The sequence below is a fragment of the Pseudovibrio sp. Ad13 genome (assembly GCF_001623225.1).
Lineage (GTDB): Bacteria > Pseudomonadota > Alphaproteobacteria > Rhizobiales > Stappiaceae > Pseudovibrio.
Genome location: NZ_LMCC01000002.1, coordinates 334,494 through 346,622, shown reverse-complemented (window position 1 = coordinate 346,622; position 12,129 = coordinate 334,494). Strand labels below are relative to the sequence as shown.

Sequence of the window (12,129 nt, the reverse complement as noted above, 5' to 3'; positions counted from 1 at the left end):
GGGGATTACAATGAGCTTTATCCGTGGCGCTTTGCTCGGCACTGTAGCACTCGGCAGCCTTTCTACTGTTGCTGTCGCTGCAACTCCTTCTGACGTTCTTGCAACCTACGGCGACATCGCCCAGGCAGCGTTTGAAGACTCTCTGACAACTGCGAAGACCCTTCAGGGTGCAGTGGACGCGCTTGTCGCAGAGCCAACTGAAGACAACCTGAAGGCCGCACGCCGCGCATGGATTGCAGCTCGTAACCCATACCAGCAGACAGAAGTTTACCGCTTTGGTAATGCGATCGTTGATGACTGGGAAGGCAAGGTCAACGCCTGGCCGCTTGACGAGGGTCTGATCGACTACGTTGATGGAGCCTACGGCAATGAGTCCGAAGAGAACCCGTTTTACGCAGCGAACATCATTGCAAACACTAAATTGACTGTTGCTGGCGAAGAAATCGACGCCACTGTAATCACCCCTGCGCTGCTTGCTGAACAGCTTCAGGAAGCTGGTGAAGTGGAAGCAAACGTTGCGACCGGTTACCACGCAATTGAATTCCTGCTGTGGGGACAAGATTTGAACGGAACGGGGAAAGGTGCTGGCAACCGTCCTGCTTCTGACTTCGACGCTGCAAACTGCACCGGCGGCAATTGTGAGCGCCGAGCAGACTACCTTCAGGCTGCAACGAAGCTGCTTATCACCGATCTGGAAGAGATGGTCGCAGCATGGAAAACCGACGGCGCAGCACGTAAAGAGCTGGCTGACAAAGGCGAAGCTGCAGGCATCGCAACCATCCTGACCGGCATGGGTTCCCTGTCTTATGGTGAACTGGCTGGTGAGCGCATGAAGCTCGGCCTGATGCTGAACGATCCTGAAGAAGAGCATGATTGCTTCTCTGACAACACACACATGTCTCACTACAACGACGTGGTTGGCATCAACAACGTATTCCAGGGTAAATACACCCGCGTTGACGGTTCTGTTGTTGAAGGCGCTTCCCTTAAGGACTTGCTTGCAAAGGCAGATTCTGCTGTTTCAACTGAGCTGGAAGGCAAGCTGAATGCTTCCCTCGGCACCTTTACAGCCATGAAAACCCGCGCTGAAACCACTGAATCCTACGACCAGATGATTGGTGAAGGAAACACAGAGGGTAACGCAGTGGTACAGGCTGCTATCGATAGTCTGGTTGACCAGACATCTTCCATTCAGCGTGCTGTTCAGGTGCTGAAGCTTGAAAATATTGCATTCGAAGGCTCCGACAGCCTCGACAACCCTTCTGCAGTATTCGAATAAGATATCCAGTCCCGCACGAGACACCTCGTGCGGGACTTATCCCCCTCGCCTTTTGTTTGCGTTGTTATGTGCGTTCATTTGCGTGTTTTAGCGTTTTTGCGAAGGCCTATGTAAATACAGGCACCCGTTATGCCAGGAATGGTTCCAGCCACACTTCGCCGTCGTGCAGGAGTGATAGCCACTACCGCCGCTTTTACCAGCTTCCTCATTCCCGCCGCTTCTGCTGTTGATCTGAACCAGCGAACCGATCTCAGTGACGGGGATAAAGCGAAAGTCAACCGGGTTTTGAAGGCGCCGACTGATTTCTCCAAAGCTGAAAATTTTGAGTTGATGCAAGCGGGAAAAACAACGACCCGGAAGCCTCTCAATCGCGCTGTCTTTACCTACCCAAGTGCCAACCTCCCTTTCGAGCAGCATCAGGACTTCCGTTTGGGCGAGAGCCTGTTCCAGAAATTCTGGGTGTCGACCCCGAGTTCTACGCGCGCCTCTGATGGTCTTGGCCCTCTGTTTAATGCCCGCGCCTGCGAAAGCTGTCACCCGAAAGCAGGGCCGTCTCCCGCCGGTTGATGACGAACGCCCAGTTTCCATCTTCATGCGCCTCTCAGTTGCCCCTTCCACGCCGGAAGAGCGGGCTCTGATTGAGAGCGGTGAAGTGCCTCTCCTTCCCGAGCCGACCTATGGTGGCCAGCTGCAGAACTTTGGCGTGCCGGGCGTGCCCGGAGAAGGTGAGATGAAGATCACCTATGAAGAGATCAAGATTGATCTTTCTGAAGGTGAGACCGCCTCTTTACGCAAGCCAACCTACACCATTGAAAATCTGGCTTATGGACCGATGTCTGAGCATGCGCTGATTTCGGCTCGTGTTGCGCCGCCAATGATTGGCCTTGGCTTGCTGGAAGCGATTGCAGACACCGACATCACCTCTCAGGCTGATTCGGAGGATGCTGACGGTGATGGCATTTCTGGCCGTGTAAGTTGGGTGAACCCTGCTGACCCTGACACCAAGCAGGTTGGCCGCTTTGGCTGGAAAGCGCTGAACGCCACCGTGCAATCTCAATCTGCTGGTGCTTTTGCAGGCGATATCGGCATTTCGACACCGTATGACCTGCGCAATTATGGAGACTGCACCGAAGCCCAGACTGCGTGCTTTGAGCAAGCGCATGGCGAGCAGGCGCATCTTGGTGTTTCTGAGGCGCCTGACCCGGTTCTGGACCTTGTGGTGTTCTATTCTCAAAACCTTGCCGTGCCAGCGCGTCGTGATGCGAATGACACCCAAGTACTTGCTGGTAAAAAGGTATTTTACGAGACAGGTTGTGCAAGCTGCCATACGCCTAAATATGTCACCAGCCGCACAGCTGAAAACCCGGAGCATCAGTTCCAGCTGATCTGGCCTTATACAGACCTGCTGTTGCACGATATGGGCGAAGGTTTGTCTGATGGTCGTCCAACAGGTTCTGCCAGCGGAAATGAATGGAAAACACCGCCGCTTTGGGGTATTGGACTGACAGAAACTGTCAATAATCACAGGTTCTTCCTGCACGATGGGCGTGCACGTGGCCTGCTGGAAGCTGTGCTGTGGCACGGCGGTGAAGCAGAAGCTGCCAAAACCCGTGTAGTTGAAATGCCTGCTAAGGATCGAGCTAATCTGATCCGGTTCCTGGAGTCTCTTTGATGCAGTTTAAGCGTGCTGTCACTCTCAGCCTGGCCGTTGCCTCGGCAATTGTTGTCTCTACGCCCTCTTTTGCGGCAGATACCACTGACTATGCTCAGTTCCCGCGCTCCAGCGTAGAGCAGTATATTCGCCCGGCGACCAAACAGCTTGTCAGCGCGCTAAGCGACCTTGAAAAACGGACTGGTGATTTGTGCACCAGTTCCACGACTGAAAGCACCACTGCCTTTAACGAGGCTTTCAGTAAATCCGTTGCCGCACTCGCTGGCGTTGACTTTTTACGCTATGGGCCGATGGCGCAGGACAACCTTGCTCAGCGCCTCGCCTTTTTGCCGGACAGTCGCGGTGTGGTTCGGCGCCAGATCAATAAGGTGGTTGCCAAGCAGGACCCTACCGTTCGCGATCCCGCTTCCCTTTCTGTCAAAAGCGTTGCCTTGCAAGGGCTGACTGCTCTTGAGCGCATCTCTTACGCCAGCGATGGCACTTTGACGCTTGGTTCTGGCAAGGACGCTGTTTACCTTTGCGATTATGCCGAGAGCATCAGCATCAATCTGGTTGGTGCCGGATTGGAACTTGAAGCCGAATGGGCTGACCCTGACGGTTTTTCCAAAGTGCTTCTGGAGCCAACCAAAGGTGGCGGTGTGGTGCACACCCACAAAGAAGCTGCGGAGATGGTGTTCAATGCCATCACCACGGGTCTGATTGTCGACAAAGACCAGTATCTGCTTGTTGTGCTTGGCAAGACTGAGAAGAAAGCCAATCCAAAGAAGGCTCCCTTTGCCCGCAGCGGTAATGCTGTCACCTACCTTTCAGCCAGCCTTACAGGTTTGCAAGGCGCTTTGAATGCAGGTGGCTACGCAAAGGTGCTGGAAGACGAGCAGGACTGGGTGGAAAGCTCGCTGAACTTTGAATTTTCCAATGCGCAGCGTGTGCTTGCTAACCTGCCAAAACCACTTCAGGACACTGGCAAAGAGCCAGAGGTGCGCGAGCAACTGCGTTATCTGATCACCATTATCGATGGCATCAAAGTGGTGATGGCAGAAGACCTTGCTGGCTATGTTGGCCTTGCAGGAGGCTTTAATGCGCTTGATGGCGACTAAGCCCCTTGCTCTGAGCAGACGGCAGTTTTTAACCGGCCTTGCGGCATCTGGCGTTGCCTTAAGTGCCAGCAGTTCTCTGGCTTTTGCCAATGGCCTGCCTTTTACTGAGGCCGCAGACCTGCAACTGTTCGCCAGTGCTTTGCGTACACCAACGGGCAGTTATGCTCTTGCTGTGTTTAGCGAAGATGGCGAGGTGCTGTACCAGACAGCGTTGCCGGATCGCGGGCATGCCATATCCTTTGACCGCAACTCCATGCGCCTGCTGTCTTTCGCGCGGCGGCCCGAGACTTTTGCGGTGCTTGCAGACCTGACAGGTGCACGAGAGCCGGTTGTTTTCACGTCACCTGAAAATCGTCATTTCTATGGACACGGGGTGTTCTCACCTGATGGCCGTTTGGCCTATGCGCCGGAAAATGACTTTGCCAACGTGCGCGGTGTGATCGGCGTCTATGATGTTTCCGGTGACCAGCCAAAGCGGATCGGCGAGTTCGAGAGCTATGGTGTTGGTCCGCATGATTTGCTGATGTCACCCGATGGCTCGCAGCTTGTTGTTGCCAATGGCGGGATTGAAACTCACCCTGACATGGGGCGTGAGAAGCTGAACCTGGACACGATGAAGCCCACTGTGGCTTTCATTGACACTGCAACAGGTGATCTGCTTGCCAAACAGGCACTTGGCTCTGATTTGCACCAGCTCTCCCTGCGCCACATGAGCTTTGACGGCAATGGTGATGTGTGGGTTGGCGGGCAGTTTCAGGGTGCGAAGGATGCGACGCCTCCGCTGATGGTGCATCTGGGGCTTGATAAGGCCGCTACAGCTCTGGAGATGCCACTGGAGCTTACCAAGGGCCTGCAGAACTATGTTGGCAGCGTGGAGATGAACCGCTCCGGCGACGTGATTGCAGCCTCCTGTCCGCGTGGCGGTAAAATCCTGTACTGGGATGTGGCGCAGCGGTCCTTCATCGGTTTCCACCAGGTTGCAGATGGCTGTGGTGTGGCTCCGCTGGACGAGGAAAGCTTTGCGATTACTGACGGAAACGGCGCCATCAGCTTTGGCGGAACCGAGGATGGTGTGGCCCAGATTATCAGCCAGAGCGCTGGCGTCAGCTGGGATAACCACCTGACACCACTGGGTATCTTGCGGGAGGGTTAGGCTCTCCCCGCGCCTTTCCACATTTTCGAGGGTTGTTGTAATTGGCGCATTGCAGCGCGGCTTAGGATCGGGTAAAGACTACAACACCTCAAGGGCACCTACGCCCGACACAGGCACCCGTAGCTCAGTTGGATAGAGCGCTGCCCTCCGAAGGCAGAGGCCATAGGTTCGAATCCTATCGGGTGCACCATATTTTTCAATGACTTAGATAGATTTGTAGGGTTGTGGATCTCGGCAAAGGAACCACGCACAGGTAGTTCATGTGATTTGGTAACTCACCAAATAGGATCAATCGTCCTCTAAATTTTTGGCAGGTTGAGACCAGCCGCCTTCAGGCGGTTTACGATATTCTTCATCTTGTTGAACTCAGTTCCAAAAGACTTTTTTATGCCCACGCTATGAGCAAACTCCTTACCCGTCACATGTTCTAGCTCTTCAGCATATTAAGTGACTGAAGATGTATCTCCGCAGCTCTGCCTCCTTCAGGAGCCGCATCAATGGCTTGCCGGATTGCGCTAAAGATCTTGGATTTATCAGCCATATCTAATGCCTCAACATTCCATTGATGAAAACGAATAGGACACTCTGAAAGAATGATAAATTTCATTCTCAGAGCATCATAACGTTTCATTTTGCAACTAACTGCAAAATACTCATCCGAATTAAAGCCTAGATTTCTCTACGATGAACCGTTTCAATAAAGCAGAGGCTTATCGGCGCCTCAAATCACAAAATTTGCGTATTTATACTCTGGTCTGGACGGTAACAATTAAATCGAAGCTGAGTGGAATTCATTTATATTCAGAATTCATATGTCCCTTGTCCTGAGAGGCTTCTCAGGATGTTGTAGTGCGCGTCTAATATGTTAATGGAAAGTTAAATCTTGATTTAAAGTCATTTCGTTTATTAGGGGGCAAACATGCTGGAGATCACTCAAGAGGCACGCGCTGAAGAGACAGATTGCGGCGTTTCATTCCAAGTGACAATCTCCAGCGTCGTGAATTATGCGAGTTGGCAGAACTCGGTTCCCCTCCTCTCCATGGTTGAACTGCATAACTCAGCAGAACACGCTCAGAACAATCTTACGCTAGAGCTAAGCTTCACTCCGTCATTCGCAAAGGCCAAGAGCTGGAAGATTGATCGCTTACCTGCAGACGAGACACTCAGCCTTTCAAATCTTGAGGTGACTTTAGACCCAGATTACCTGCAAGGACTGGATGAGGCGGAAAAAGGTGTCGCAGTTTTCCATTTGCGCAATGCTGAAGGGGAACTTGTCGCCGAGCACAGAAAAGAATTGCGGTTATTAGCTCGCGACGAATGGGGCGGCTTTGCAGGCATGGCAAGCATTGCAGCTGCGTTTGTCATGCCAAACGATCCTGCTATCGCTCAGGTTCAGCGAGATGCCGGGGAAGTTCTCGTAAAATATGGATACTCGCCCGCCCTGGACGGATACCAAAGCAAAGACCCGAAAAGAGTTTACATGCTGGGTGCTGCGCTCTGGTCTGCTGTGGCTGGTATGGGCTTAATGTATGCAGAGCCGCCAAAAAGTTTTGAAGTTCACGGACAGAAAGTTCGGCGTCCTTCTACTATTCGAGAACAGGGGCTTGCCACTTGCTTTGACAGCACACTCTTCTTTGCATCTGCCTTAGAAGCCATTGGCTTAAATCCCGTCGTTCTCATCATCGAGGGGCATAGTTATTGCGGTTTCTGGCTGAGAGAGACAACACTTCCGTCCCTTATTGAACAAGATCCGACTGAGATCAGAAAAGCGCTTGCTGCACGCGAACTTATTGTGTTCGAAACAACAGGTATTACCCGCCGTCCGGCAGACCAGTTTGATAAAGCGATTGCGATTGCTAAAAGTTACACGAACGAAGAAAACGAAGCGGGTTTTATTGGCGCGATTGATATAGCACGCGCCAGAGCTTCTCAAATTCGTCCTATGGCGTCACACCAAGCTGCATCTTCAAAAAACCACGCTGAAGCGCCGGAGTTTGAGGCGACTACTCTACCTCTGCCTAAAGCACCTAGCTTTGATGCGCTCCCTACGGATGAAGCTGAAGAATCTCCACGTACTCCAAAGGATCGAATCGCACGCTGGCAGAATAAACTGCTTGATCTGTCGTTGAGAAACCGGCTTTTGAATTTTAAGTCCACCAAACAAACAGTTCCATTTTTGTGCACGGACGTTCCACTTCTGGAGGATCGCCTCGCTGAGCGGAAGAAAATTCGGGTTATTTCGCTGCCAGAAGAGAACCCTCATGGGGAGCGCGATGAAGATCTGCATCTCAAAAAGACCGGGCAAGATCTGGATGAAGAGTTTGCAGCTCAAGCAATTGCAAGAAACGAGCTTCCTTCCACTTTAGAGAAACGAGAGCTGGATAAGCGCCTGACAGAGCTTTTCAGGCGCGCAAAGAATGATCTGAACGAGGGCGGCTCCAACACCTTGTTCCTTGCAGTCGGCTTCCTGCGTTGGAAGAAGTCAGCTGATGACGAAAAGGCCTACAAAGCTCCGCTGCTGCTTATCCCAGTGAAGCTCACACGTAAGAGCGCTGCATCTCGCTTCAATTTGGAGCACCATGAAGACGAAGTGCGTTTTAACGCAACTCTGATGGAGTTTCTCAAGAAGGATTACAATCTTTCTCTTCCACCATTCGACGCAAAACTGCCAACTGATGAGAGTGGCATTGACGTTCCTTACGTATTTGAGATGGTTCGAAAAGCGGTACGTGACGTGCCGGGCTTTGAAGTTGTTGATGAGACGGCCCTCTCAACCTTCTCTTTTGCCAAGTTCCTTATGTGGAAAGACCTCGTTGAGCGTACTGATGATCTGCGTAAGAACCGGGTCGTAAGGCACTTAATTGATAACCCAGACAAGGCATTTGAACCGGGTGTTTCAACGGCTTTTCCATCTGAGCGCGATATCGATGTAAAATACGATCCGAAAGACATCATCACTCCGCTCCCTGCGGACTCATCTCAACTAAGCGCTGTCATGGCTGCGGTGGAAGGTCAGGATTTCATCCTTGTCGGCCCTCCCGGTACTGGCAAAAGCCAAACCATCACAAACATGATCGCTCAATGCTTGGCTAACAACAAAAGTGTTTTGTTTGTCGCTGAAAAGACTGCTGCACTGGACGTTGTTTATCGTCGCTTGCGAGAACATGGGTTAGGCGAGTTCTGCTTAGAGCTGCATTCAAACAAAGCTGAACGAAAGCAGTTTTTGGAGCAACTTAAGACTTCGTGGGAGCAAGGTTCAAAGCCAGATACAGGCGAATGGGTGCGCATCAACGAGCAGCTCAAAGTTCGCCGAGATCACCTCAACGATTATATTACTGCCCTTCACACGCCTTCAGCATGTGGACTTACTGTATTTGATGCTCTGGGGTTGGCTGTAAAACATGCCAATGAATACATCCCAAAACTCACATGGGATAACGACAGAAGCATTGGGAAGGAAACACTGACACAGCTTCAGGACACTGTAAGCAACATCGCCAGTGTGCACCGTGAAGTACAGCCGATTCCAGCTCTGAATCTGGTAAAGCACCAAGATTGGTCTGTGCGTTGGGAGCATGACCTCATAAACGTGGTTGGTGATGTATCTAGGGCGATTCATGAGCTATTAAGTCAGCTTGATGCCTTCAATAAGTACACAGACTTCAAAGCAAGTATTGATCTCGCGCTATCCGATATTGAAGATATCTGCTCTCTCGCTGAGTTACTGCTGTCGACACAAGGAACAGAGCTAGGGGTAATCTTCGAAGAGCGCCTCGACGAAATCAAGGAAACGGTACGGAGTCTTGAAGAAGATTTAGTTCTTTTTAAAGCTGCAGAGCAATCACTCAGCGCGTCTTATGACGAAAAAACAATCTTGAGATTACCCATAGATTCTCTCGATCACAGCTGGCGAGAAGCCTGTTCAAAAATGTGGCCATTCTCAGTATTTGCTAAAGGGAAAGTGAAAAAGCTCCTGCAAACTTATGCACGCGCCGGGGAGGCCAACCCTGAAACTGACATTGCATGCCTTCGAGAAATGCAAGACGCATTAACCTCGCTAGAAGATCAGGAAGAAACGAAATTCTTCCCTGATTGGAATGGAACTGGCACCGATCCAAATGAGCTTCTGTCGTACTTCGACCTCGCAGGCAAAATTGATGCGGCCTTCCGACAAATAAATCATCTTAGCAACGCAACGGTCTTCAAAAACGAAAAACTCCGCTCTAGCCTATCTGAGGGAAGAGCTGATGACCCACTGCGCTTGCAGGCATCAAAGCTGATTGAAGCAGCAAAACTCTTTCGTGCCGAGTTAGGTCGCTTTTGCGATATCACCGGCTCTAACAAAGATCACTTTGAAGGAGCTGGTATCTTACAAAAACTGCAGGATGATCTCAGCGTCTTAAAAGAAAATGCAAAACAACTTCAAATTTGGACCGAATGGCAGAAAGTCAAAACAACTGCTGAAAATCAAGACCTTACGCCATTCATTGAAGCTGTTGAGAACCAACTCATCCCTCATGAGGACTTAGGGAAGCGTTTTACTGTCGCCTTTGCAAACTGGTGGCTTCCTGAAGCGATTGATAACACTCCTGTTCTTCGCAGCTTCAAGCGCTTCAAGCATGAGGAAATGTTACAGCAATTCCGAAAGCTCGATGATCAAGTGCGGGCTACTGCGGCATACAAAGTACAATCTGCCCTAAACCATAAGCTGCCTTCACAGCATACCGTTCCAAAAAGCTCCGAACTTGGAACGCTTCGCCACCAAATGAACTTGAAGCGGCCAAGCAAGTCTATTCGTGACGTTATTTCGGCAATGCCTGGAACATTTAGTAAGCTGGCTCCCTGCCTTTTAATGTCTCCGCTGTCAATTTCGCAGTATCTTCCTGCGGGCCAATCACAGTTTGATGTGGTGATTTTCGATGAGGCTTCCCAGATCACGACTTGGGATGCTGTTGGAGCAATCGCACGTGGTACGCAAACTATCATTGTGGGTGACCCTAAGCAGCTGCCTCCAACCAACTTCTTTGGCCGCTCAGAACAAGATGATGATGAAGAGCTAGAAGCCTACGAGAAGGATCTGGAAAGCATCCTTGAAGAGGCGAAAGCCTCTGGTTTACCTAACTTACAGCTGAATTGGCACTACCGCAGTCGTCACGAGTCTCTCATCGCATTCTCCAACTGGCACTACTACGATAACAGGTTGATTACATTCCCATCACCTGTCGTGGCAGACCGTGCTGTAAAACTCGTTCACACGCCGGATGCAATCTATGACCGAGGCAAGAGCAGAACCAATAAGCTAGAAGCCCAAAACATCGTAAAAGAAGCTGTTAAACGCCTGCGCAAGTGGATTGATCTGCCGGAAGAAGATCGTCCTACACTTGGTGTAATAACCTTCAACCAACAGCAACAAAGTTTGATTCAGGATTTGTTTGACGCTGAGTTGCGTAATCATCCTGACTTGGAATGGTTCTTTGCTGACGAACGCATTGAACCTGTCATCGTTCGCAACCTTGAAAACGTTCAGGGTGACGAACGCGATGTTATGATGTTCTCGATTACGTTTGCCCCCGACATTGCAGGCAAAATGTCCATGTCGTTTGGTGCGATCAACAAAGATGGCGGTGAACGCAGACTAAACGTTGCAGTAACCCGCGCACGCGAAGAACTACTCATTTTCAGTACAGTTACGGCAGATGCTATTGATACATCTCGGACAAAAGCCCTTGGCGTAAAGCATCTTAAGGAGTTTCTGAGCTTTGCTGAAAAAGGCACAATTGCGCTAGCAGCTTCAGACGATGGTTCTGTGGGAGGCTATGATAGCCCATTCGAAGAAGCTGTGTCCGAAGCACTCCAGATGCGAGGCTGGACAATTGTTCCGCAAGTCGGGGTGTCAGGCTTCAGAGTAGACTTAGGCATTGTACACCCAGATAAACCCGGAGCGTTTATTGCTGGCGTAGAATGCGATGGAGCAACCTACCATAGTTCAGCAACGGCACGTGATCGCGATAAAGTACGCGAGCAGGTACTGCGCAATCTAGGTTGGGAAATCCTTCGTATTTGGTCTCCTGATTGGTGGTACGACTCTCAACATGTAGCAGACGAGATTCACCACAAACTGCGAAATCTGTTAGTCGATAGCCGCCCCGCAGATAAATTGAAGGCAGAGCAAGCAGCAGAGGCTGAAAAACGCGAAGAAGAGCATCTTGCTGTTAAAATTGATGAAGACACCCTAGAGGCATCTCCTGAAGATCCCGAGGAAGCGGTGGAAGCTGATAGAGGTGAACCTGAACAGAGCACTCCCTTACGCGGTAACTCTTCTGCAATGTCAGCAGCGAGTGTTCCATCGCCAACATCAAAGCCGTATGAGTGGACAGACCTCTCTGGCCTTTCACCGAACCCAGACAAGTTCCACGACTCTGATTACGCCCCGACCCTGTCAGAGATGATCAGAAAAATCGTTTCGGATGAAGGGCCAATCAAAGATACTGCATTGGCACAGCGTATTACCAAAGCACATGGCTGGAGTCGGACTGGAGCTGTGTTGAGGCGTGAAATTGAGAAGCACTTTGCAAACTTCGAACTTCACGAGGAAACGACAGGCACCTTCGTTTGGGAAAAAGATAGCAAAACGCAACTCATTAGCTTCAGGCCTGCAATCAACAAAGATTACAGGCGCTCTGTAACGGATATTTCAATTGCAGAAATCGCCGGTCTCATTGATGAGCAGCCGCACTTGCTTAGCGAAGAGGACCCAGTTAATGCCATCGCCCGAACAATGGGTTATGACCGCGTCGCTGCAGCCATTAGGGCAAGAGTAGCCGAAGCAATCGAGTACTTTCGAGCACACTCTGGGTAACTAGGCACAAGAGACAAAATCAATGGGCGGACCTGTTACTGCCCATTGAAAACCAAACTGCGTTTGATT

At 50.8% G+C, this 12,129-nt stretch carries 7 protein-coding genes and 1 tRNA gene; 7 read left to right on the top strand and 1 reads right to left on the bottom strand.

Features of this window, described 5'->3' with window-relative positions; genetic code table 11:
* Positions 1 to 10: 10 nt before the first annotated feature.
* The 6 genes from PsAD13_RS02395 (at position 11) to PsAD13_RS02375 (ending at position 5,391) form a co-directional block, all read left to right on the top strand.
* A complete protein-coding gene (locus PsAD13_RS02395; RefSeq protein WP_063317184.1) occupies positions 11 to 1,279 on the top strand; it encodes an imelysin family protein in 1,269 nt (422 codons plus the stop codon).
* A gap of 129 nt (positions 1,280 to 1,408) precedes the next feature.
* The gene (locus PsAD13_RS28560) at positions 1,409 to 1,846 is read left to right on the top strand and encodes a di-heme oxidoredictase family protein (protein WP_343228950.1); all 438 of its coding nucleotides are present in this window, start codon (positions 1,409 to 1,411) and stop codon (positions 1,844 to 1,846) included.
* Positions 1,791 to 2,951, top strand: a complete 1,161-nt coding sequence (locus PsAD13_RS02390; RefSeq protein ID WP_343228949.1) for a di-heme oxidoredictase family protein — start codon at positions 1,791 to 1,793, stop codon at positions 2,949 to 2,951. Before PsAD13_RS28560 ends, PsAD13_RS02390 begins: the two co-directional genes overlap by 56 nt.
* Positions 2,951 to 4,048 (top strand): imelysin family protein, encoded by a 1,098-nt coding sequence (locus PsAD13_RS02385; protein ID WP_063317183.1) that lies wholly within the window; start codon positions 2,951 to 2,953, stop codon positions 4,046 to 4,048. The genes PsAD13_RS02390 and PsAD13_RS02385 overlap by 1 nt, the downstream gene beginning before the upstream one ends.
* Entirely contained in the window at positions 4,038 to 5,201 is a 1,164-nt protein-coding gene (locus PsAD13_RS02380) for a DUF1513 domain-containing protein (protein WP_063317374.1), read from the top strand. The genes PsAD13_RS02385 and PsAD13_RS02380 overlap by 11 nt, the downstream gene beginning before the upstream one ends.
* 113 nt (positions 5,202 to 5,314) lie before the next feature.
* Positions 5,315 to 5,391 (top strand) — tRNA-Arg (locus tag PsAD13_RS02375).
* 237 nt (positions 5,392 to 5,628) lie between these two features.
* On the opposite strand, the gene PsAD13_RS27920 is transcribed toward PsAD13_RS02375, so the two are convergent.
* Positions 5,629 to 5,832 (bottom strand): hypothetical protein, encoded by a 204-nt coding sequence (locus tag PsAD13_RS27920; RefSeq protein ID WP_206599758.1) that lies wholly within the window; start codon positions 5,830 to 5,832, stop codon positions 5,629 to 5,631.
* A 288-nt stretch (positions 5,833 to 6,120) separates the two neighbouring features.
* On the opposite strand from PsAD13_RS27920, the gene PsAD13_RS02360 reads away from it, so the two are divergent.
* Positions 6,121 to 12,060: a DUF3320 domain-containing protein gene (locus PsAD13_RS02360; protein WP_063317180.1), complete on the top strand. Its 5,940-nt coding sequence runs from the start codon at positions 6,121 to 6,123 to the stop codon at positions 12,058 to 12,060.
* The last annotated feature ends 69 nt before the right edge of the window (positions 12,061 to 12,129 follow it).